This is a genomic window from Streptomyces sp. NPDC038135, assembly GCF_055601245.1.
This window is the reverse complement of record NZ_JBVJXS010000013.1, coordinates 149103-169842: the sequence shown is the minus strand read 5'-3', so window position 1 is coordinate 169842 and position 20740 is coordinate 149103. Positions and strand designations below refer to the sequence as shown.

19 protein-coding genes, 1 tRNA gene and 3 pseudogenes are annotated in these 20740 nt (G+C 72.6%); 5 read left to right on the top strand and 18 right to left on the bottom strand.

Annotated elements, in window-relative coordinates; translation table 11 throughout:
- Positions 1–81 precede the first annotated feature (81 nt).
- The 7 genes from ACZ7JA_RS32865 to ACZ7JA_RS32835 form a co-directional block, all read right to left on the bottom strand.
- Complete coding sequence (locus ACZ7JA_RS32865; RefSeq protein ID WP_351668931.1) at positions 82–915, bottom strand: class II glutamine amidotransferase; 834 nt, start codon at positions 913–915, stop codon at positions 82–84.
- Positions 916–1496: 581 nt separating this feature from the next.
- Positions 1497–3554: an elongation factor G gene (gene fusA, locus ACZ7JA_RS32860; protein WP_470812027.1), complete on the bottom strand. Its 2058-nt coding sequence runs from the start codon at positions 3552–3554 to the stop codon at positions 1497–1499.
- 498 nt (positions 3555–4052) lie between these two features.
- Positions 4053–4382 (bottom strand): deoxyxylulose-5-phosphate synthase, encoded by a 330-nt coding sequence (locus ACZ7JA_RS32855; RefSeq protein ID WP_470812025.1) that lies wholly within the window; start codon positions 4380–4382, stop codon positions 4053–4055.
- 109 nt (positions 4383–4491) lie between these two features.
- Complete coding sequence (locus ACZ7JA_RS32850; protein WP_470812023.1) at positions 4492–5322, bottom strand: SAM-dependent methyltransferase; 831 nt, start codon at positions 5320–5322, stop codon at positions 4492–4494.
- A 143-nt stretch (positions 5323–5465) separates the two neighbouring features.
- Positions 5466–6257, bottom strand: coding sequence for an ABC transporter permease (locus ACZ7JA_RS32845; protein ID WP_470812021.1), 792 nt, complete (start codon positions 6255–6257; stop codon positions 5466–5468).
- Entirely contained in the window at positions 6254–7216 is a 963-nt protein-coding gene (locus tag ACZ7JA_RS32840) for an ATP-binding cassette domain-containing protein (protein WP_470812019.1), read from the bottom strand. The genes ACZ7JA_RS32845 and ACZ7JA_RS32840 overlap by 4 nt, the downstream gene beginning before the upstream one ends.
- Positions 7217–7248: 32 nt before the next feature.
- Positions 7249–7920 (bottom strand): DUF4097 family beta strand repeat-containing protein, encoded by a 672-nt coding sequence (locus tag ACZ7JA_RS32835; protein ID WP_470812017.1) that lies wholly within the window; start codon positions 7918–7920, stop codon positions 7249–7251.
- A 247-nt stretch (positions 7921–8167) separates the two neighbouring features.
- On the opposite strand from ACZ7JA_RS32835, the gene ACZ7JA_RS32830 reads away from it, so the two are divergent.
- Complete coding sequence (locus ACZ7JA_RS32830) at positions 8168–8920, top strand: helix-turn-helix domain-containing protein (protein WP_470812015.1); 753 nt, start codon at positions 8168–8170, stop codon at positions 8918–8920.
- A 75-nt stretch (positions 8921–8995) separates the two neighbouring features.
- Here the strand turns inward: ACZ7JA_RS32830 and ACZ7JA_RS32825 are convergent, their stop codons facing one another.
- From ACZ7JA_RS32825 to ACZ7JA_RS32790, 8 genes and pseudogenes are all read right to left on the bottom strand, one after another.
- A complete protein-coding gene (locus ACZ7JA_RS32825; RefSeq protein WP_470812013.1) occupies positions 8996–9601 on the bottom strand; it encodes a class I SAM-dependent methyltransferase in 606 nt (201 codons plus the stop codon).
- Positions 9602–9738: 137 nt separating this feature from the next.
- Positions 9739–9823 (bottom strand) — tRNA-Leu (locus ACZ7JA_RS32820).
- Positions 9824–9998: 175 nt separating this feature from the next.
- Entirely contained in the window at positions 9999–11540 is a 1542-nt protein-coding gene (locus tag ACZ7JA_RS32815; protein WP_389300983.1) for an aldehyde dehydrogenase family protein, read from the bottom strand.
- Positions 11541–11817: 277 nt separating this feature from the next.
- A pseudogene (locus tag ACZ7JA_RS32810) lies at positions 11818–12419 on the bottom strand (succinate--CoA ligase subunit alpha); the annotation flags it as partial.
- A gap of 78 nt (positions 12420–12497) precedes the next feature.
- Positions 12498–13175 carry a GntR family transcriptional regulator gene (locus tag ACZ7JA_RS32805; protein WP_470812144.1) on the bottom strand — a complete coding sequence of 226 codons (678 nt, stop codon included), beginning with the start codon at positions 13173–13175 and terminating at the stop codon, positions 12498–12500.
- Positions 13176–13318: 143 nt separating this feature from the next.
- Positions 13319–14266: a beta-ketoacyl-ACP synthase III gene (locus ACZ7JA_RS32800; RefSeq protein WP_470812011.1), complete on the bottom strand. Its 948-nt coding sequence runs from the start codon at positions 14264–14266 to the stop codon at positions 13319–13321.
- A gap of 138 nt (positions 14267–14404) precedes the next feature.
- Positions 14405–14533 carry an MFS transporter small subunit gene (locus tag ACZ7JA_RS32795; RefSeq protein ID WP_351668942.1) on the bottom strand — a complete coding sequence of 43 codons (129 nt, stop codon included), beginning with the start codon at positions 14531–14533 and terminating at the stop codon, positions 14405–14407.
- The gene (locus ACZ7JA_RS32790; RefSeq protein WP_389300979.1) at positions 14508–15839 is read right to left on the bottom strand and encodes an OFA family MFS transporter; all 1332 of its coding nucleotides are present in this window, start codon (positions 15837–15839) and stop codon (positions 14508–14510) included. The genes ACZ7JA_RS32795 and ACZ7JA_RS32790 overlap by 26 nt, the downstream gene beginning before the upstream one ends.
- Positions 15840–15960: 121 nt before the next feature.
- Between ACZ7JA_RS32790 and ACZ7JA_RS32785 the strand changes: the two are divergent.
- From ACZ7JA_RS32785 to fdhD, 3 genes and pseudogenes are all read left to right on the top strand, one after another.
- Positions 15961–16083: pseudogene (locus ACZ7JA_RS32785) on the top strand (oxidoreductase); the annotation flags it as partial.
- Positions 16084–16088: 5 nt separating this feature from the next.
- Positions 16089–16433 (top strand): annotated as a pseudogene (locus ACZ7JA_RS32780) (4Fe-4S binding protein); the annotation flags it as partial.
- A 7-nt stretch (positions 16434–16440) separates the two neighbouring features.
- Entirely contained in the window at positions 16441–17289 is an 849-nt protein-coding gene (fdhD, locus tag ACZ7JA_RS32775) for a formate dehydrogenase accessory sulfurtransferase FdhD (RefSeq protein ID WP_403680873.1), read from the top strand.
- Positions 17290–17400: 111 nt separating this feature from the next.
- On the opposite strand, the gene ACZ7JA_RS32770 is transcribed toward fdhD, so the two are convergent.
- On the bottom strand, positions 17401–17928 hold the full coding sequence (locus tag ACZ7JA_RS32770) for an isochorismatase family protein (protein ID WP_389300975.1): 528 nt from the start codon (positions 17926–17928) through the stop codon (positions 17401–17403).
- Between the two features lie 19 nt (positions 17929–17947).
- Complete coding sequence (locus tag ACZ7JA_RS32765; protein WP_351668946.1) at positions 17948–18385, bottom strand: MarR family winged helix-turn-helix transcriptional regulator; 438 nt, start codon at positions 18383–18385, stop codon at positions 17948–17950.
- Between the two features lie 125 nt (positions 18386–18510).
- Between ACZ7JA_RS32765 and ACZ7JA_RS32760 the strand changes: the two genes are divergently transcribed.
- The gene (locus tag ACZ7JA_RS32760; RefSeq protein WP_389300972.1) at positions 18511–19428 is read left to right on the top strand and encodes a quinone oxidoreductase family protein; all 918 of its coding nucleotides are present in this window, start codon (positions 18511–18513) and stop codon (positions 19426–19428) included.
- A gap of 166 nt (positions 19429–19594) precedes the next feature.
- Here the strand turns inward: ACZ7JA_RS32760 and ACZ7JA_RS32755 are convergent, their stop codons facing one another.
- Positions 19595–20626, bottom strand: a complete 1032-nt coding sequence (locus ACZ7JA_RS32755) for a bile acid:sodium symporter family protein (protein WP_470812006.1) — start codon at positions 20624–20626, stop codon at positions 19595–19597.
- Positions 20627–20740: the final 114 nt, after the last annotated feature.

Here is a 20740-nt window from a genome sequence, read left to right as displayed (position 1 = left end):
CGTCCGCAGGCGCGGGCGTGAGTGTGACTGCGCATGTCCGACGTGGCCGCAGGCGCACGTGATGGGTGTGGGGGGGTGTCGTCAGGGGATCGCGGGCTGGAACTCGTGGAGGCGGTCCTGGCCCGGCTGGACGACGCCGTAGGTGTTCGCCGGTACCTCGTTCCAGGCACCCGGCAGATCGCCCAGGGGCTCCGACACCACAAGGCGGGTCTCGTCGGAAACGCCGCGCAGGAAGTCGGTGTCCGGGTGCAGCGCCCGCAGGTCCTCCAGCCTGCTGCTGTAGTAGAGCGACCTGGGTGTGCCGGCGCTGGCGTACCTGAAGGCCAAGAGCTGTTGCCCGTCGGCGACCGCGATCGTCATCTGCAGCGGCGGCGCCAGATCGTGTTCCCGGGCGAGCTGTTCCACGAAGCCGGCCATGCGGGCGACACCACCGGCCGGGTCGTCGGCCAGCCCGAACGTGAGCGCCAGGTAGAACATCACCTCGGAGTCCGTGGTGCCCTCGATCGACGAGAAGAGGGCCGGGTCGACGGCGAGGAGGAGGTCCCGCCGCAGTGCCGGGAATCCGGCGATGGCGCCGTTGTGCATCCAGATCCACCGGTCGTGGCGGAACGGGTGGCAGTTGGTCTGCTGGACGGCCGTGCCGGTGGAGGCCCGGACGTGGGCGAAGAACAGCGGGGCGCGGACGTGTCCCGCGATCTCGCGCAGGTTCCGGTTGCTCCAGGCCGGGCCCACGTCGTGGAACACGGCGGGCGTACGCGCGTGCTCCTCGTACCAGCCGATGCCGAAGCCGTCGCCGTTGGTCGTCTCGACGCCCATCTTGGCGTGCAGGCTCTGGTCGATCAGCGAGTGCGCCGGGCGGTACAGGACCTCTTCGAGGATCAGGGGCGTTCCCGAGTAGGCAAGCCAGCGGCACATGGCTCACGCCCTCCGTACGGGGTCGCGGCCATGACGCGTCATGGCTCGGGGCCGCCCTCGTGACGTATCCCGTGTCGCGCGTCGTGCTGCAGCTCGTGTCGTACCTGGTGTCGTGCGTCGTGCCGCGTCTCGTGTCGTGCCTCGGGTCGTGTCCTCGGTCATCCTCGTCTCACGCCTTCCCTTCCGGGCAGCCGGGCCAGGGGTGTCCGTCGTCCACCTCATCCGGCCCGGCGGGCGGCCGCATCGCCCGGCAAGGGTGATTTCCGTTCCGCGGCTCCCTGAACAGGCCGTCTTCCGCGCCGTCGGGGTCGTGCGGGCCGCACGGCTCCCGGGAGGGGGGCGGCCGTACGACCGCCTGACGTGGGCGGGCCACACGACCCCCGGACGCGGACGAGCCGCACGACGCCCGGACATGGGCGGGCCGCACCACGCCTTGCGTTCAGACGAGGTGCGGCCCGCTTGCGGTGCCCGTACGGCCCGCTTGCGGTGCCCGTACGGCCCGCTTGTGGTGCCCGTACGGCCCGCTTGTGGTGCCCGTACGGTCCGCCTACGGCTCCGGCATCGGACCGTCCTGGCACCCCCTATCGGACCAGGGTCTTCGCCGGCGCCGGCGCGTAACCCGCCGCCCGCGTGGTGAAGGTGCCCCGCCCCTGGGTGCGGCTGCGCAGCCGGGTCGCGTAGCCGAACAGCTCGGCCAGCGGCACGGTCGCCGTCAGCACCGCCGCGCCGGCCCGCGTCCGGGAGCCGGTGACCCGGCCGCGCCGGGCGGCGAGGTCGCCCAGGACGCCGCCCACCGCGTCCTCCGGCACGGTGACCGTGACCTCGGCGACCGGCTCCAGCAGGGCCATCGCGCAGATGCCCAGCGCCGCGCGCAGGCCCAGCCGGCCGGCGGTGCGGAACGCCATGTCGGAGGAGTCCTTCACATGGGTGGAGCCGTCGGTCAGCGTGACCCGCAGCCCCGTCACCGGGTGACCGCCGAGCGGCCCCTCGGTCAGGGCGTCCCGGCAGCCCGCCTCCACCGCGCGCACGTACTCCTGCGGCACCCGCCCGCCGACCACGGCGGACCGGAACTCGAAGCCGGTGGCGCCGGTTTCGGTGCCGAGGGGTTCGACGTCCAGGACGACATGGGCGAACTGGCCCGCGCCGCCGTCCTGTTTGACGTGCCGGTGGACATGACCGCTCACACCGCGCACGACGGTCTCCCGGTGGGCGACCCTGGGACGGCCCACCGTGACCTCGGGTCCGCCCTCACGCCGGATCTTCTCCACCGCGACTTCCAGGTGCAGCTCCCCCATCCCGGACAGCACCGTCTGCCCGGTCTCGGCGTCGGTGCGCACCACCAGCGAGGGGTCCTCCTCCGCCAGCCGCGCCAGCGCCGTCGCCAGCTTCCCGGTGTCCGTGGCGCGCCGCGCCTCCACGGCCACGGACACCACGGGCTCGGCGGCCACGGGCGGCTCCAGCAGCAGCGGGGCGCCGGGATCGCACAAGGTCGAGCCGGGCCGCGCCGACTTCAGGCCCGCCAGCGCGACGATGTCACCGGCGACCGCCCGGTCCAGCTGGACGTGCCGGTCCGCCATGACCCGGAGGATCCGCGCCACTCGCTCGGTACGGCCGGTGCCCGGGTCGCGCACGGTGTCTCCCTTCTCGATGGCGCCCGAGTAGACGCGTGCGTAGGTGAGGCGGCCGGTGCCGCCCGCGTTCACCTTGAACGCGAGGGCGGCGAACGGCGCTTCGGGGTCGGCGGGCCGCCGCTGCTCGGCGCCTTCGTGCACACCGCGTACGGCGGGCACGTCCAGCGGCGACGGCAGATAGTCCACCACCGCGTCCAGCAGCGGTTCGATGCCCCGGTTGCGGTAGGCGGAGCCGCACAGGACGACCACGCCGTCGCCGGTGCGGGTGAGGTCGCGCAGCGCGGCGGAGAGGGTCGCGGCGGAGAGCGTCTCGAGGTCGCAGAACTCCTCGAGTGCGGCCGGGTGCAGCTCCGCGACCGCCTCCTCCAGCGCCCGGCGCCGGCGCAGCGCCTCCTCGCGCAGCGCCTCCGGCACCGGCCCCTCCGTCGCCGTACCCCCGCCGTCGGTCCACACCAGGGAGCGCATCCGCACCAGGTCCACGAGACCGGTGAAGCCGTGCTCGGCGCCGATCGGCAACTGGACGACCAGCGGAGCCGGATGCAGCCGCTCCCGGATCGAACCGACGGCACGGTCGAGGTCGGCGCCCGCGCGGTCCAGCTTGTTGACGAAGGCGATCCTCGGGACGCCGTGCCGGTCGGCCTGCCGCCACACGGACTCGCTCTGCGGCTCGACCCCGGCGACGGCGTCGAACACCGCGATCGCCCCGTCCAGGACGCGCAGCGAACGCTCGACCTCGTCGGCGAAGTCGACGTGGCCCGGGGTGTCGATGAGATTGACGCGGTGCCCGTTCCAGGCACAGCTCACGGCGGCGGCGAAAATGGTGATGCCACGGTCGCGTTCCTGCGGGTCGAAGTCGGTGACGGTGGTGCCGTCGTGCACCTCGCCACGCTTGTGCGTGGCGCCCGTCGCATAGAGGATGCGCTCGGTGACGGTGGTCTTCCCGGCGTCGACGTGGGCGAGGATGCCCAAGTTTCGGACGACGGCGAGGGTACTGAGGTTGGTGCGCACGGCCCGTGGCCTTTCTGCGGATCAGGAAAGGGGCAGCGCGATTTCCCGGACGAGGAGACACGGGTAACCCTGAAACCGCCTGTGCGGCCTAAGAGTTGTCGAACAGGGTCAGCGGATCGTCGCGGGCATCCGGTGCCGGCCGCGCAGCGGGCACCGGACGGACGAGGACACCAGGATCACCTCGGACCGCGACGGGGGAACGACGACGGCGGTACGGTCACGCACGGCCGGGCTCCCCTCGGTGATCACGGTTCGATGGACGCACTGGCGCGCCGCCTGTGTGTGAGTGCGGCGCGCGGTGCATGCCGAGTCTAGGAAAGAGACCGGCCGGCGAGTAGCGAATATTCGGTGCCGTCCGGTGCGGCGGTCGCGGTCAGGGCGCAGGCAACGCCGGACGGGGCACGGCGACGGCCTCGCCGGGCTGCCCGGCCGGAGCGGCTGCGAGCGGCGGCCGGGCCGGTTCGCGACCACGGCCGCCGGTCTCGAACCGCGTCGGCGTCACGGCACCTCGTACCGGACGAGTGCCTTGGCGAACGGCTCGCCGCTGCGTCGGGCGTACGCCATCCGCTCGCGGACCTCGCTCAGGCTGCGGGGACGATAACCCGGTCCGCAACAGCAGCTCTTGTGGAACCGGATACCCGCGTGCAGCAGCACCGACAGCGTCCGCCAGGCGGCGGTGTCCCGGCGCCGAGGTGCCGCGAACGCGGAGCCGACGTGGATCAGCGGCCGGGCACAGCGGGGGCAGATCCGCCGCCTGTCCGGGCCGTAGGACTGCTTGTAGGAGGCCCGACAGGGCAGGCAGACGTAGGAGGTCTTCGCGTGGGCCATGTCGCCAGAGTATGGGGCCTGCGATGAGGCGTCTCGATCATTTACAAGGCCTGAGCGCAGGCAGCTCGGCCCCCGGCCGCCCAGGCCCCCGCAGTCAAACCTGCCGCACCTAAGCGGACTTCCGCGCCAGCCCGGCCGCGATGAGCCGCTCCCAGACGGTGATCTCCTGTCCGCCGCCATCGTGCCGCGGCCCGTCAGCGTCGTCGGGTCGCCACAGCGGCGCCGGCACGATGCCGGGGTCGAGGATCTCCAAGCCGTCCAGCAGCGATGCGATCTCCTCGTCGGTGCGCCACCGGCCGCGTCCGAAGGTCTGGTGGAGGATTCCCTCGGCCTCCGCGGTCTCGGGGTTGTCGCCGGAGCGGAAGTGGCTGAGGAAGAAGTAGCTGCCCTGGGGCACCTGGTCGCGCCAGTAGCGGACGATGCCGGCCGGGTCCTCCTCGTCGTTCACGTGGTGCAGGACGGCGCTGAGGATGACGGCGACGGGACGTTCGAAGTCGATCAGCTCCAACGTCGCAGGGTGGGCACGGACTTCCTCGGGCCTGCGCACATCGCCCGCGACGACCCGGGTCCGGTCGTTCTCCGCCAGCAGTGTGCGTCCGTGGACCAGCACTTGGGGGTCGATGTCGACGTACACGACCCGGGACTCCGGAGCGTGCCGTTGCGCGATCTGGTGGACGTTGTCGGTGGTCGGCAGACCACTGCCGAGGTCGATGAACTGCCGCACGTCGGTCGTCGTCACGATCTCCGCGACCGCCCGGACGAGGGCCGCCCGGTTGGCGAAGGCGATCGCCACCGAGCCGGGGAGATCACGCTTGAACACGTCACCGATCTCCCGGTCCACGGCGTAGTTGTCCGTGCCGCCGAGCAGGTAGTCGTAGACGCGGGCGATGCTCGGCCTTGTGCGGTCGATGGAGGGGCCTTCATCCGTCATGGCGGCCATCCTCCCCGCTCCGCCGGGTCGTGTGTGTGAAAGAGCGGAAGTATCGGGGGCGCGAACGAACGGGGCGGCGCACTCCGGCAGTTGCCGGTGTACGCCGCCTTGCGGTGGGACGGGTCGCGGGGTGCCCCGCGTGGTCATGGCGGTCACCTGGGGTCGTGGTTGAACCTCTTGGTGGACCACAGGTAGCCGAGGACCGCGAGGGCGAGGCACCAGGCGATGGCCAGCCAGCCGTTGGCGCCGATCTCGGTGCCGAGGAGGAGGCCGCGCAGGGTCTCGATGGCGGGGGTGAACGGCTGGTAGCGGGCGACCGGCTGGAACCAGCCGGGCATGGCGTCGATGGGGACGAAGGTGCTGGAGAGCAGCGGCAGCAGGATCAGGGGCATGGCGTTGTTGCCGGCGGCCTCGGCGTTCGGGCTGACCAGGCCCATGCCGACGGCGATCCAGGTGAGCGCGGTGGAGAAGAGCACGAGCAGCCCGAACGCCGCGAGCCATTCCCACACGGTGGCGTCGGTGGAGCGGAAGCCGATGGCGACGGCGACGGCGCCGACGAGGACGACGCTGATGACGGACTGCAGGACGCTGCCGATGACATGGCCGACGATGACCGAGCCGCGGTGGATCGCCATGGTGCGGAAGCGGGCGATGATGCCCTCGGTCATGTCGTTGCAGACGGAGACCGCGGTGCCGACCACGGTGCTGCCGATGGTCATCAGCAGCAGGCCGGGGACGACGAAGGCGACGTAGGCGGAGCGGTCCGGTCTGCCGCCGCCGATCCCGGCGCTCATCGTGTCGCCGAAGATGTAGACGAACAGGAGCAGCAGCATGATCGGCGTGAGCAGGAGGTTGAGGGTGAGGGAGGGGTAGCGCCGGGCATGCAGGAGGTTGCGGCGCAGCATGGTGGAGGAGTCGCGCAGGGCGAGGGCGAGGGTGCTCATCGGGCGTTCTCCTTGGACTGATTAGGGATGCCGGCGCCCCCGGTGAGGGCGAAGAAGACGTCGTCGAGGTCGGGGGTGTGCACGGTCAGTTCGTCGGCCTCGATGCCGGCGGAGTCCAACCGCTCGAGGATGGTGCGCAGTTCGCGCTGGCTGCCGTCGCTGGGGATGTGCAGGGCGAGGGCCTGGTCGTCCCGGGTGACCTCGCGCAGAGTGGTGGCGGCGCTCTGGTAGGCGGCGGGGTCGGTGAAGCGGAGCCTGACGTGACCGCCGGGGACGATGCGCTTGAGTTCGTCGGCGGTGCCCTCGGCGGCGATCCTCCCGCCGTGCAGGACGGCGATGCGGTCGGCGAGTTCGTCGGCCTCCTCCAGGTACTGGGTGGTGAGGAAGACGGTGACGCCGCCGGTGACGAGTTCGCGGATGATCTGCCACATGTTGTGCCGGGAGCGCGGGTCGAGGCCGGTGGTCGGCTCGTCGAGGAAGATGATGCGGGGGCTGCCGACCAGCGTCATGGCGATGTCCAGGCGGCGCTTCATGCCGCCCGAGTAGGTGGAGGCGGGCTTCTTCGCGGCGTCCAAGAGGTCGAAGCGCTCCAGCAGCTCGGCGGTCACCCGGCGCCCCTCGCGCCGGGTGAGGTGGTTCAGGTCCGCCATGAGGAGCATGTTCTCCTCGCCGGTGATCAGGCCGTCGACGGCGGAGAACTGCCCGGTGACCCCGATCGCGGCGCGCACGGCCTGCCCTTGGGCGCGGAGGTCGTGACCGCCGACGTGGACGGGGCCGCTGTCGGGGTCGGGCGAGACGAGGGTGGAGAGGATGTTGACGGCCGTGGTCTTGCCGGCGCCGTTCGGGCCGAGCAGCGAGAAGATCGTCCCCTGCGGTACGGCCAGGTCGACGCCGTCCAGGACGGTCTTGTCGCCGTAGGACTTGCGCAGCCCGTTCGCCGCGATGGCCAGGTCGGTCATGAGAGGTTCCCCCTTGTGTGCTGTCTGCGGGTTCAGAGGCTGCGGGCGGTGATGTCGCCGTAGGCGGTGGTGGCGTGGATCGTCAGGCCGGCGGCGGCGCCGTCGGCGTTCCGCAGCGCGTTGTGGATCCGGCCGTAGCCGGTGCCGGCGTCCAGGGAGGCGGAGACTCCGCGGGAGGCGCCGACGGTGATCCCGCCGTGCTGGGTGCGCAGGGTGACCTCGCCGTGCTGGGCCTCGGCGACGCTGATGTCGCCCTTCTGGGTGCTGATCTCGGCGGATCCGCCCAGGCGGCCGACCGTGACGTCGCCGGCCTGGAGGACGAGGCGGGCGGCGGCGGTCTCGTCGAGCTTGACCGAGCCCTGCGCGCCTTCGAAGTCCACGTCGCCGAGGCGTCCGACGCCCCGGAGTTCGGCGAGGGCCGCCTTGACCTCGACCCGGGAGCCGGCGGGCAACTGGACGGTCACCTCGACCGATCCGGACGAGCCGAGGATCCGGTGCTTCGCCGCCGGGGCCTCGATCCGCAGGACTCCCTCGGCGAAGGCGACCTCGATCTGCTCCGCCATCTTCACGTCGCGTCCCTTGGAGGCGTCGGCGGGCAGCACCTCGACCGTGGTGTCGGTGCGGTCGGCGGCGATGAAGCGGATCTGTCCCGCGGGGATGTCCAGGAGGGCGGAGACCGGCGCGGGGGTGTCGAACTTCTGCATGGTGTGCTCCCTTGTCTGCGTCGAGCCGGGCCCGTACGGCCCGCTGTTTCCGACACAGGAAAAGCTACGTTGCGTTCACGAGTACGGCAACATGCTTGTTGCATTGCATAAGAGTTAGTGCAGGTGGAGAGCTATATTTCGTTGCAACGGTCGATGACCTAACGCAACACACCTGCGACCCTTCGTTGCAATGAAGTAGGAGTGAACGCTATAGTGGGCGCCACCGCGCCACATGAAGGAGACCGCGATGCCGGGAGGCCGACTCACCCAGCAGGAACGTCAGCAGATCTCGCTGGGACTGGCCGACGGCCTCGCCTATGCGGAGATCGCCAGACGTCTCGACCGTCCGACCTCGACCGTCACCCGTGAGGTGATGCGCAACGGCGGCCCCACCGCCTACCGCGCGGACCTCGCCCACCGCGCGACCGAACACCGCGCCCACCGCCGCAGGCAGACCACACCCCGCGCCACGACGGCCGCCCCGCAGGCCCACGGCCGCGACGCCGAGGCGGTGCGGGAGTACGAGGAGGCGTTCACCACCCTCCTGATGCGGCAGGGCCTGCCGAAGATGATGTCCCGGGTGCTGACCTGCCTCTACACCGATGACACGGGCAGCCTCACCGCCTCGGAGCTCGCCCGGCACCTCCAGGTCAGCCCGGCGTCGATCTCCAAGGCCATCGCGCAGCTCGAGAGCCAGGGCCTGATCCGCCGTGAGCGCGACGAAGGCCGCCGCGAGCGCTACATAGTCGACAACGACGTCTGGTACCAGGGAATGATCGCCGCCGCCCGGTCCAACACCGAGCTCGCCGAGACCGCACGGCGGGGCGTCGCCCTCCTCGGCCCCAACACCCCGGCCGCCACTCGGCTGGAGAACATCGCCCGCTTCGTCGACTTCGTCGGCGAAAGCCTCGCCCGCGCTGCGGAACAGGCCCGCGACATCCTCTACGCCCAGCCCGGGACACCCGAGGCGGGCACCGCCGGGCCGGAGGCGGATCAGTGAGCGGCCGATGCGAATTGCTGAGCGGATGACGGGCGCCGCGTAAGCACGCTGAGCGAGGGCCGCGACGGCGGAGGTTTACCGGCGGTGGACGCTGACGGCGTAGCCGCCGCCGTCGTAGGGGTCCGCGTCCCAGGTGGCGAAGCGGTCGACGAGGGTGAGGCCGGCCGTGGCGCAGTAGTCGTCGTACTCCGGCAGCGTGATGCCGGGCGGCACGGGCAGGTGGGCCTCGTCCAGGCCGAAGCCGGCGACCAACAGACCCCCGGGGCGCAGGGCCGCGGTCAGGCGCTCGACCGCCGCGGCCTCGGTGCCGGCCGTGAGGAACGGGAACACGTTGCCCGCGGCGACCACGAGATCGAAGTCCGCCTCGATGCCGAGGAGGCCGGGCTCGAACCGGGTCAGGTCGGCCTGGAACCAGGGCAGTTCCGGCGCCTGCTCCCGCGCCACCGCCAGCATCGAGGCGTCGAGATCGACGCCGACGCAGTCGTACCCGAGTTCCGCGAGCCGGATCATGACACGTCCGGTGCCGCACCCGGCGTCCAGCACGCGCGCTCCGGCGGGCACGAGGGCGGCGCAGAACCGGGCCTCACCGTGCACGTCCGTCCCGCTGCGGGCCAGCGCCGCGAACCGGGCGGCGTAGTCCTGTCCGGACGTGCCCCCGGTCAGCTCGTTCCAGCGACTCATGCGGCCAACGATACGGGGCCGTGCGCCGCCCGAAGACGCGCCCGCCCGCTCCGCGAGCATCGCCGGCGGACCCGGGAACGCGACGAGGGCCCCGACCCGGCAGGTCGTGGCCCTCTTGTCCGTGTTCCCACGGTGAGTGTCCGAGGGGGGACTTGAACCCCCACGCCCGATAAAGGGCACTAGCACCTCAAGCTAGCGCGTCTGCCATTCCGCCACCCGGACAAGGTGTCTGCCGCCTGACCGGGGGTGTTCCCCGCGGCGACATGGACAACAATACCAAGACTCGGGAGTGCGTTTCACCTGCGTATCCGGGTGGTGGGCGGCGGGCGGGGAGCCTTGCGGGTCCCGCCCGCCGGGGCGTACGGAAGGTGACCGTACGGGTACGCGGGGCGGTGGGTCAGGGCATGAGCTGGTACTCCGGGAAGTTGCCGGGCGGACGCTCGCCCGCGGGCCCCCGGGTGACGGCGCGGACCAGGAGTTCGCCGCCGACGAAGGCGCCGCGCCAGGAGGCGCCGAAGCCGCCGAAGAGTTCGTCGCGGTCGCCGCGGGAGCGGGGTGTGCCGTGGCCGGTCTTGAAGGCGCGGATCTGCGGGGCCAGTCGGTCGAAGGTGGCCCGGTCGTCCGTGGCGAGGGTGGCGACGAGGGCGCCGTTGGACGCGTTCATCGCGGCCAGCAGTTCCGCCTCGGTGTCGACCAGGACGATCGTGTCGACCGGGCCGAAGGGTTCCGCGTGGTGGAGCGGGGAGGAGCGGGGCGGGTTGAGCAGGGTGACCGGGTGGACGTAGGCCGAGGTGTCCTGGCCGGGGAGGAAGCGGGCGTCGGCCTCCTTGCCGCGGTACAGGGGGACGGCGCCCCGGTCGACCGCCTCCGCGACCTGGTCGCGCAGCTCCTTCGCCTTGGCCGCGTTGATCAGCGGGCCGAAGTCGAGGTCCGGGCAGGGGTCGGTCGCCCGCTCGACCGCGAGGGGGTGGCCGACCCGCACCGTGCGGACGGCCGGCAGGTAGGCCGCGAGGAAGGCGTCGAAGGAGTCGCGCTGGACCACGAAGCGCGGGTAGGCCGTACAGCGCTGTTTGCCGTAGTCGAAGAGTTTCGGGACGACGGCCGTGAGCGCGTCCCAGTCCGAGAAGTTCCAGATGCCCCAGGTGTTCAGGCCCTCCTGTTCGAGGATGTGCCGTTTGCCGAGGTCGGCGACGGCGGTGGCGACGGCGGCGCCGGTGTCGCGGCCGCCGACGAAGGAGACGCAGCCGATCTCCGGCGCGCGGACCAGGGCCTGGGACAGCTCGCCCCCGCTGCCGCTGACCAGGGTGACGGGGACCCCCTCGCGGGCGGCGAGGGCGCAGGCCAGGGTGAGGCAGGCGACGCCGCCGTCGGTCGGGGTCTTGGCGATGACGGCGTTGCCCGCGAGCGCCTGGACGAGCAGGGCGTGCACGAGGACGCTCATCGGGTAGTTCCAGCTCGCGATGTTGGAGACCGGGCCGTCCAGCGGGGCGCGGCCGGCGAGCATCGGCTCGATGCCGTCGACGTACCAGCGGACCCCGTCGATGGCGCGGTCCACGTCCGCCCGGGCGAGCCGCCAGGGCTTGCCGATCTCCCAGACAAGGAGGAGGGCGAGGAGTTCGCGGTGCTCGGTGAGGGCGTCGAGGGTGGCCGCGACGCGCGCCCGGCGTTCGGCCAGCGGGGTGTGCCGCCAGGCGCGGTGCTGGTCCAGGGAGGCGGCCACGGCCTGGCGGGCGGTGGCCCGGTCCAGCCGGGGCGGGCCGGCGATGGGGCTGCCGTCGACCGGGCTGGTGGCGGGCAGCGCCCTGCCGTCGGCGCGCCAGGCGGCGTTCCAGAGGTTGAGGACGCGGTCGTCCCGGAAGGCCTCGGGGGCGGCGGCGAGGCAGCGCTGCCAGGCCTCGGTCCAGGACGTGCCGTTCTTGAGGGTGAGGATGGGTGCCATCGGTTTGCTCCGCTTCCGGTGCACGGTCGGGGGCGGGAGGTGCATGGCTGGTTCGTCGGCGGAAGGTGCATGGCTGGTTCGTCGGCGGGAGGTGCGTGGTTTGCTTCGTCGGCGGGAGGTGCGTGGCCGGTCCGGCCGCACGGCTGGCGCCGTCGTGCGGGCGGACGTCGTACGGCGCCCGGGGGCGGCCGGTGGGCGGCGTGCGGCCGGGCGCAGCATGGAAGTTACCGCCGCGGCAACATGTGCGACAGTGACCGCGTCCGCACTATGAGTGACCTCACGTGCCGTCGCGCGGCAGCGCGAGCGCGAGCCGGGCCGTCCCGGCCGGGGTGCCGCCCACGCGGACGCCGGCCGCCTCCAGCGCCGCCTTCTTGGCCTGGGCCGTGCCGGCCGAGCCGGAGACGATGGCGCCCGCGCGGCCCATGGTGCGGCCCTCGGGGGCGGTGAATCCGGCGATGTAGCCGACGACGGGCTTGGTGACGTGGTCGCGGATGTAGGCGGCCGCGCGTTCCTTCGCGTCGCCGCCGATCTCCCTGATGAGCAGCACGAGTTCGGTGTCGGCATCGTCCTGGAAGGCGGCCGGGCAGTCGATGTGGCCGGTGCCGGTGACGGGGTCGCCGCCGATGCCGACGCAGGTGGAGAAGCCGGTGTCGCGCAGTTCGTGCGTGAGTTGGTAGGTGAGGGTCCCCGACTTGGAGACCAGGCCGATGGGGCCGGGTTCGGTGATGTCGGCGGGGATGATGCCCGCACTGGACTGGCCGCGGGTGATCAGGCCGGGGCAGTTGGGGCCGATGACGCGGGTGCCGTGCCGTGCGGCGTACGCGGTGAAGGCGACGGTGTCGTGTCGTGGACCGGGATGCCCTCGGTGATGACGACGGCGGGCGGGAGGCGCCCTCGGGGGCGGCCCCCGACGCCGGCAGCCGTACAGCGCGACTTCCGGCGTCGAGTCCGCTCCGGTCAGTCGGTGTCGCGCTCGGGGTAGGAGCGGTGGGTGTGTTCGGTGTGCTCCCGCATCAGTTCGGCGGCGCGGGGCGCGTCCTGGGCGGTGATGGCGGTGATCAGCTCGCGGTGCTCGATCCAGGACTGGCTGCCGCGCCGGCGGGCCACCGGGGTGTAGTACCAGCGCACCCTGCGGTCGACCTGGGCGGCGAGTTCGGCGAGGACCGCGTTGCCGGCCAGGTCCATGATCTTGGCGTGGAAGGCGGCGTTCAGGGCGACCGCGCGGTCCACGTCGTCGTCGGCGACCGCCCGCTCGCCCTGGGCGCACAGCTCCTCCAGGGCGTCGGTGCCCGGCCGGCCGGCGTTCAGGGCGGCGAGGCGGGCCGCCTCCGCCTCCAGGAGCGTACGGACCGTCAGGAGCTGGTCGGCCTCCTCCTCGGTCGGCTCGTGCACGAACGCGCCCTGGGCGGGGCGCAGGTCGACCCAGCCCTCGGTGTTCAGCCGTTGCAGCGCCTCGCGCACCGGCTGGCGGGAGACGCCCAGGTGCCCGGCGAGTTCGCTCTCCACCAGGTGCTGGCCGGGTCGCAGGGCGCGGGTGGTGATGAGTTCCAGCAGGGCCTCGTAGACGCGGTCGCGCAGCGGCCCGGGCCGTTCGAGCTTGGGTACGGCTCCCTGCGGCAGTCCGGTCGACAACATCACGGTCCCCCTCCTCGGCGGGCCGGCGCCCGGCCGTGTGCCAACGGAGCCAGTTGCAATTGTCTATCGTCTACGGTCTACCGCACGCAAAACGCCAGGGGCAGGGAAAGCCGGACGCGTCACACACGGGTGCGCGCCGCACGTCACGGGCAGCGGACGACCTGTCCCGCGTACGACAGGTTGCCGCCGAAGCCGAACAGCAGGGCCGCGTCCCCGCTGCGGACCGCGCCCTGTTCGAGCAGCTTGGACAGCGCGAGCGGGATGCTGGCCGCCGAGGTGTTGCCGGACTCGGTGACGTCGCGCGCGACGACGGCGTTCACGGCGCCCAGCTTCCGCGCGAGGGGCTCGATGATGCGCAGGTTGGCCTGGTGCAGGACGACCGCGGCGAGGTCGGCGGGGTCCAGTCCGGCCCGCTCGCAGGCGCGCCGGGCGATGGGCGGGAGCTGGGTGGTGGCCCAGCGGTAGACGCTCTGGCCCTCCTGCGTGAACCGGGGCGGGGTGCCCTCGATGCGCACGGCGTTGCCCATCTCCGGCACCGACCCCCACAGGACCGGCCCGATGCCGGGCTGCTGACCGGGCGCGCAGGCCTCGACCACGGCGGCCCCGGCCCCGTCGCCGACCAGGACGCAGGTGCTGCGGTCGCTCCAGTCGGTGACCTCGGACATCTTGTCGGCGCCGATGACCAGCGCCCGGGTCGCGGCGCCCGCCCGTACCGTGTGGTCGGCGGTGGCGAGCGCGTGGGTGAACCCGGCGCAGACGACGTTGACGTCCATCGCGGCCGGGCGCGGGATGCCGAGCCGGGCGGCCACGCGGGCGGCGGTGTTCGGGGAGCGGTCGATGGCGGTGGAGGTGGCCACCAGCACCAGGTCGATGTCACCGGGCGTGAGCCCGGCGGCGGCGAGCGCCTTGGCGGCGGCGTGCGCGGCGAGTTCGTCGACCGGCTCGTCGGGGCCCGCGATGTGCCGGGTCCGGATGCCCACCCGGCCGCGGATCCACTCGTCGCTGGTGTCGACCATGCCCGCCAGGTCGTCGTTGGTGAGCACTCTGGCGGGCTGGTAGTGGCCGATGGCCGCGATGCGCGAGCCGTGCATTTGGGGGATCCCCTCGTTGCCGTGGGTAGCGGGATCCATCAGTCTGGCCAGTGACTCGCGAGTACGGCGGCAGGCGAGGGCACAGGAATCGGGCATCCGAGTTGTCGGCTTCCGTCACACGCTCGGACGCCCGACCATTCACCCCGTGAACAACTGCGTGGCCTTGCGGACCAGCTCGTACAGTCCGTAGGCGAGCGGCGCCCCCACCCACAGCCAGGCGAGCAGGATCAGGCCGGACCGGCTAGGCGGGCTGCTGTCGCTGGGCATCTGCTGCCTCCCTCGGGGCGGGCACGTGGTGGCGTACGTGCACGGGACGGACGAGTTCGTTGGCGACGAAACCGACGACGAGCAGGCCGATCATGATGCCGAAGGACAGCCCGTACAGCGCCGGTCCGTGCTTCCCGGCCTCCTCCTGCCGGTCCGCGACCCAGTTGACGATCAGCGGTCCGAGCACGCCGGCCGTGGACCAGGCGGTGAGCAGCCGGCCGTGGATGGCGCCGACCTGGTAGGCGCCGAAGAGGTCCTTCAGATAGGCGGGGACGGTCGCGAAGCCGCCGCCGTAGAAGGAGAGGATCACCAGCGCGCAGAGCACGAACAGCGGCTTCGAGGAGTCCCCGAACAGGGCGATCAGCAGGTACATCAGGGCGCCGGCGCCGAGGTAGACGCGGTAGACGTTCTTGCGCCCGATCCGGTCGGAGGCGGAGGACCAGCCGATCCGGCCGGCCATGTTGGCGGCCGACAGCAGCGCGACGAATCCGGCGGCCGCCGAGGCCGACACCGGCGTGGAGCCGCCGGCGAAGAAGTCGGTGATCATCGGCGCGGCCTTCTCCAGGATGCCGATGCCCGCGGTCACGTTCATGCAGAGCACCACCCACAGGCACCAGAACTGCGGGGTGCGCACGGCACCGCGGGCGGAGACCCGCACGCCCTCGGTGGCGGCGGCCGGCCCGTCCCCGGCCGGCTCCTCGGTGCGGGGCACGCGGACGAGCAGCACGCCGAGCGTCATGAAGACGGCGTAGGTCAGTCCGTGCACCAGGAAGGCGAGCGCGATCCCGGAGTGGCCGGTGCCGAAGGACTCCAGCATCTGCGCCGACCAGGGCGAGGCGATCAGCGCGCCGCCGCCGAAGCCCATGATGGCGATGCCGGTGGCCATGCCCGGCCGGTCCGGGAACCACTTGATCAGGGTGGAGACGGGTGAGATGTAGCCGATGCCGAGGCCGATGCCGCCGACGAAGCCGTAGCCCAGGACGATCAGCCAGTACTGCTGGGTCTCGGCGCCGAGCGCGGAGAGCAGGAAGCCGGAGGAGAAGCAGACGAGGGCCACGGTCATCGCCCAGCGCGGCCCGTTGCGCTCGACGAGCGTGCCGCCGAAGGCGGCCGACAGCCCGAGCATCACGATCGCGAGCTGGAAGGGCAGCGCGCTGCGGGTGCCGTCGAGGTGCAGGGCGGACTCGAGCGGCGGCTTGAACACGCTCCAGGCGTAGGCCTGGCCGATGGACAGGTGGACGGACAGGGCGGCGGGCGGGACCAGCCAGCGGCTCCAGCCCGGGGGTGCGACAGGGGGGCTGCTCATGACGCCGAACGGTAGGACCGGTTCCGGAAGTTGAGAAGACGCGCCGTCGACCGTATGCGGTGAACGGTATGCGGAGGGCGTTCAACGGTCGTCGCGCGAACCCTTGCCGGGCTCTCGTCCATTGGCCCATGGACCGCATCTCGCGGCCATGAGGCGGCACGGAGTACGGGTGCTCGGCCCGCGCGGCGACTTCACCGCGCACCCCGGCGCCACCGACGACCCCGCCGAAGTGGGCCCGGTCGACGTGGCGCGGTCGCCGGGCGGGGCTTCGACGCGCGGATCGCCGTCGAGCACGACGCGCCGCTGACCGACTGGGCCTGCGGGAACTGCGGGAACTGCGTCGAGGTGTGCCCGACGGGTGCGCTGTCGTGCAGGCCGGAGTTCGACAGGCGGTCGGCGGGTACCTGGGATGAGTCGAGGCAGACGGAGACGACGACGGTGTGCGCCTACTGCGGAGTGGGCTGCGACCTCACGCTCCATGTGCAGGACAATGAGATCGTCGAGGTCACCTCACCGCACGACAACCCGGTGACCCACGGCAATCTCCGCATCAAGGGCCGTTTCGGCTACCAGCACGTACAGAACCGGGGCTGATCAGGACATGGGACGAGTCACGGAACGACGCAAGGTCCTCCGCATCCGGGACGGGGCGGTCTCCACCCGGCCGGACACGCTCGTCGCCGAGGAACCGCTGGAGATCCGGCTGAACGGCAGACCCCTCGCGATCACCATGCGCACACCGGGCGACGACTTCGCGCTGGCGGCGGGGTTCCTGGTGAGCGAGGGCGTCCTGGGCACCGCCGCCGACCTGCTGAACATCGTGTACTGCGCGGGAGCGACCGCCGACGGTTCGAACACCTACAACGTGGTCGACGTGAAGACCGCGCCCGGCGTCGCGCTGCCCGACTTCAGCCTGGAGCGGAACGTGTACACGTCCTCCTCGTGCGGCCTCTGCGGGAAGGCCAGCCTGGACGCCGTCCGCACCACCACGCGCTGGCCGATCGCCGACACTCCCCCGGTCCGGGTCACCCCCGAGCTGCTGGCCGGCCTGCCCGACCGGCTGCGGGCGGCCCAGCGGGTGTTCGACCGCACCGGGGGCCTGCACGCGGCGGCCCTGTTCAGCGAGGACGGGGAACTGCTGGACGCGCGGGAGGACGTGGGCCGGCACAACGCGGTCGACAAGCTGGTCGGGCGTGCGCTGCAGAACGGCGACCTGCCGTTGTCCCGCACGATCCTGCTGGTCTCGGGCCGCGCCTCGTTCGAGCTGGCGCAGAAGGCCGTGATGGCGGGCATCCCGGTGCTCGCGGCCGTGTCGGCGCCGTCGTCGCTGGCCGTCGACCTGGCCGCCGAGACGGGCCTGACCCTGGTGGGCTTCCTGCGGGGCGGTTCGATGAACGTGTACGCGGGCGAGGACCGCGTCGCCCTGCCGGCCACGGCCGCGCGGAGCTGACGGGTCCCCCGCGGCACGGCGGCGGGGCCCCTGCCGGCGGGCGCCCTGCGCCGCGGGGGCTCCGCTGTTCGGCCGGCCGGAACCGCGCGCGGAACGCGGCTCCGCGAACCGTCAGCCGCGGGTGAGACGCAGGTCCCGCGCGCCGATCACCGTGCCCAGGCGCGGGAAGTCGAGCCGGATCGAGGCCTCGTGCTCGGGGGCGGTGAGCGCGGCCATGGCGTCCTCGACGAAGACCAGGTCGTAGCCGAGGTCGGCGGCGGCGCGGGCGGTGGACTCGACGCCGAGGTTGGTGGCGATGCCGCCGAACACCAGCGTGCGCACGCCCCGCTCGCGCAGCCGCTCGTCGAGGTCGGTGCCGTGGAAGCCGCCGATGGTGCGCTTGACCACCTCCAGGTCGCCGTCCCGGCGCAAGCCCGCCACCAGACCGCTGCCGGGCGGTTGCTCGGCGACCGTGGGGCGTTCGACCCGGATCAGCACGACGAGCGCCCCGGCCGCGCGGAAGGCGGCGGCCAGCTCCTCGGCGGTGGTGAGCACCTCGGTGCCCTTGCGGGGTTCCAGGGGCAGCGCGACGACGCGGTCCATCAGGTCGACCAGGACGAGGGCGGTGCGCCGGGGATCGAGCACGGGAGCTGCGGTCATGACGGAACGTTAACCGCCGTCAGCCGACGGTGCCGGAAATCCGGGTCAACAGGCCCATGAACTGATCGCGTTCAGTCGTCGACAGCGGGGCGAGCAGTTCGTCGTTGGCCTCGCGGGCCGCCTTCTCGCAGCGGACGAGCAGACGGGCGCCGTCCTCGGTGAGGGACACGGCGTTCTTGCGCCGGTCCTTCGGGTCCGGGGCCCGCAGGACGAAACCGGCGGACTGCAGGTCGTTGAGGACGCCGACCAGGTCCTTGGCGTCGAGGCCGACCCCGCGGCCGAGGTCGGCCTGGGCGACGGGCGCCAGGTCGCGGACGGCGGAGAGGACGACGTGGTGCCACATCTTCATGCCCTCGGCCGCCAGGGCGTCGGCGACCAGGGCGCGGCCCCGGGCGGCGGCCCGGCCGAGGACCCAGCTGGGCAGGGCGCGGATGGCGGGGAGGGGTGCTTCGGCCATGACGGCAGCCTAGCCAGAAATCCTTGGACTTCCCAACGACTCTTCAGTACCGTTGGGGCTCCCAACGAGTTCATGGGTGTTCCCAACGACCTGCCCGGGGTGCGTCCCGGGGTCTGGAGGCCGCGATGCGCCGCGTCCGCTACGAGTCCGCCGGCGGTCCGCTGTTCGTGGAGGAGGCCGCCGTACCCGAGCCCGGCGCCGGGGAGCTGCTGGTGCGCTGCGAGGCGGTCGGGGTCACGCTGCCCGTCGTCCGCAAGGTGACCGAGGCCGCCGAACCGATCCCGCTGGGCGGTGAGATCGCCGGCACGGTGGTGGCCGCCGGCGAGGACGTGAGCCGCTTCCGGGCCGGCGACCGGGTGACCGGGCTGTGCTTCGGCCACGGCTACGCCGACTTCGCCCTGCTGCGTGAGGACATGGCCTCCCCGGTGCCCGACGACGCGACCTGCGTCGACGCGGTCGCGCTGGTGCGCGGCGGACTGGTGGCCCGCGGCGCGCTGCACGCCGCCGGCCCCGTGCGCGGCGAGTCGGTGCTCGTCACGGCCGCCGCGAGCGGGGCCGGCCAGCTCGCGGTGCGGCTGGCGCGGGTGCTGGGTGCCCGGCGGGTGGTGGGCGCCGTCTCCGACCCGGCGAAGGCGGACTTCGTCCGCTCGCTCGGCGCCGACGACTGCGTCCGGTACGGCGACGAGCGGTGGGGGGAGCCGTACGACTGCGTGCTGGACGCGGTCGGCGGTGATCTGCTCACCCCCGCTCTCGCCGCGCTCGCCCCGCACGGCCGGCTGGTCGCCTACAGCTCCGGCGGCGGCACGATCCAGGCGTACGACCTGCTGGTCGGCGCCAAGTCGGTGATCGGGTTCCAGATGGCGCTGATCGCCCGCGGCCGGCCTGAGCTGTACGAGCGGTGGCGGCGGGAGCTGTGGCGCCTGTTCTCCGACGGCGCCCTGAGACCCGCCGTGCACGGCGAGTTCGCGCTGGAGGACGCGGCGAAGGCGCACGAGGCCGTCCGGGCACGGGCCAACCTCGGCAAGGTCGTCCTGCGGCCGTAGCGGCGCCGCGAAGGAGCGGCGGTCCCCGAGGGACACCGTGCCGTGGCTGCCGCTGGACCGGGTCGGCGGCCGACCGCCGGCGCCGGATCCGGGTCAGGGAGGCCGCGGAAGCCGCGGCGGCCCGGTGAGGACCCCGGGGAGCGGCCGGCGCCGGACGGGCGGGGGCTCAGCGGGAGCCGGTGCCGACCGCCGTGCGGGACCCGGCGGCGGGCCCGGGCGGCTCGGCGGCCTCCGGGTCGTGGGCGCGCCGCTTGGCGATGACCGCGCACACCATGAGCTGCATCTGGTGGAAGAGCATCAGCGGCAGCACGGCCAGGGAGGCGTGGGCGCCGAACAGGACGCTGGCCATGGGCAGGCCGGAGGCGAGGGACTTCTTCGACCCGGCGAACTGGATCGCGATCCGGTCTGCCCGGCCGAAGCCGAGCGCGCGTGCGCCGTACCAGGTCAGCAGCAGCATCACGGTCAGGAGCACGCCCTCGACGACGAGCAGCGCTCCCAGCCGCACGGCGCTGACCTGGTGCCAGATGCCCTGGGTCATGCCCTCGCTGAAAGCGGTGTAGACGACCAGCAGGATCGAGCCGCGGTCGACCAGGCCGAGGACCTTCTTGTGCCGGGCGACGAAGCCGCCGATCCACCGGCGCAGCACCTGCCCCGCGACGAACGGCACCAGCAGTTGCAGCACGATCTTCACCAGCGAGTCGGCGGAGAACCCGCCGCCGCTGTTGCCCAGCAGGGCGGCCGCCAGCAGCGGGGTCGCGACGATGCCCACCAGGGAGGAGAACGAGCCGGCGCAGATGGCGGCGGGCACGTTGCCGCGGGCGATCGAGGTGAACGCGATGGACGACTGGATCGTGGACGGGACCAGCGTCAGGAACAGCAACCCCTGGTACAGCGGCTGGGTCAGCAGCACCGGGACCAGTCCGCGGGCGGCCAGGCCCAGCACCGGGAAGATCACGAAGGTGCAGGCCAGCACGGTGCCGTGCAGACGCCAGTGACGCAGCCCGTCCAGCGCCTCGCGGGTGGAGAGCCGGGCGCCGTAGAGGAAGAACAGGAAGGCGATCGCCGCCGTGGACGCCCCGGAGGCGACGTCCGCTCCGGTGCCGTGGGCCGGGAGGAGCGCCGCGAGCCCCACCGTGCCGATCAGCAGCACGATGTACGGGTCGATCGGCATCCAGCTCGGCCAGTGCGGGCGTTTCACGGTGCTCCACTCGCTGTTCGTCGGTCACGTCCGGGCCCGGAGGGCCCCCTCCATCGTCCTCCGCAGTGCGCCGATCGGGAATCCGGCATACCACTCTGACTGCCATCGTGTTCC

What these genes read in the sequence shown, in the direction of transcription:
- ACZ7JA_RS32865 (WP_351668931.1), bottom strand. Translation starts at nt 915, where the DNA reads ATGTGCCGCTGGCTTGCCTACTCGGGAACGCCCCTGATCCTCGAAGAG.
- ACZ7JA_RS32855 (WP_470812025.1), bottom strand. Translation starts at nt 4,382, where the DNA reads ATGGCCCACGCGAAGACCTCCTACGTCTGCCTGCCCTGTCGGGCCTCC.
- ACZ7JA_RS32850 (WP_470812023.1), bottom strand. Translation starts at nt 5,322, where the DNA reads ATGGCCGCCATGACGGATGAAGGCCCCTCCATCGACCGCACAAGGCCG.
- ACZ7JA_RS32845 (WP_470812021.1), bottom strand. Translation starts at nt 6,257, where the DNA reads ATGAGCACCCTCGCCCTCGCCCTGCGCGACTCCTCCACCATGCTGCGC.
- ACZ7JA_RS32840 (WP_470812019.1), bottom strand. Translation starts at nt 7,216, where the DNA reads ATGACCGACCTGGCCATCGCGGCGAACGGGCTGCGCAAGTCCTACGGC.
- ACZ7JA_RS32835 (WP_470812017.1), bottom strand. Translation starts at nt 7,920, where the DNA reads ATGCAGAAGTTCGACACCCCCGCGCCGGTCTCCGCCCTCCTGGACATC.
- ACZ7JA_RS32830 (WP_470812015.1), top strand. Translation starts at nt 8,168, where the DNA reads ATGCCGGGAGGCCGACTCACCCAGCAGGAACGTCAGCAGATCTCGCTG.
- ACZ7JA_RS32825 (WP_470812013.1), bottom strand. Translation starts at nt 9,601, where the DNA reads ATGAGTCGCTGGAACGAGCTGACCGGGGGCACGTCCGGACAGGACTAC.
- ACZ7JA_RS32815 (WP_389300983.1), bottom strand. Translation starts at nt 11,540, where the DNA reads ATGGCACCCATCCTCACCCTCAAGAACGGCACGTCCTGGACCGAGGCC.
- ACZ7JA_RS32805 (WP_470812144.1), bottom strand. Translation starts at nt 13,175, where the DNA reads ATGTTGTCGACCGGACTGCCGCAGGGAGCCGTACCCAAGCTCGAACGG.
- ACZ7JA_RS32800 (WP_470812011.1), bottom strand. Translation starts at nt 14,266, where the DNA reads ATGCACGGCTCGCGCATCGCGGCCATCGGCCACTACCAGCCCGCCAGA.
- ACZ7JA_RS32795 (WP_351668942.1), bottom strand. Translation starts at nt 14,533, where the DNA reads ATGCCCAGCGACAGCAGCCCGCCTAGCCGGTCCGGCCTGATCCTGCTC.
- ACZ7JA_RS32790 (WP_389300979.1), bottom strand. Translation starts at nt 15,839, where the DNA reads ATGAGCAGCCCCCCTGTCGCACCCCCGGGCTGGAGCCGCTGGCTGGTC.
- fdhD (WP_403680873.1), top strand. Translation starts at nt 16,441, where the DNA reads ATGGGACGAGTCACGGAACGACGCAAGGTCCTCCGCATCCGGGACGGG.
- ACZ7JA_RS32770 (WP_389300975.1), bottom strand. Translation starts at nt 17,928, where the DNA reads ATGACCGCAGCTCCCGTGCTCGATCCCCGGCGCACCGCCCTCGTCCTG.
- ACZ7JA_RS32765 (WP_351668946.1), bottom strand. Translation starts at nt 18,385, where the DNA reads ATGGCCGAAGCACCCCTCCCCGCCATCCGCGCCCTGCCCAGCTGGGTC.
- ACZ7JA_RS32760 (WP_389300972.1), top strand. Translation starts at nt 18,511, where the DNA reads ATGCGCCGCGTCCGCTACGAGTCCGCCGGCGGTCCGCTGTTCGTGGAG.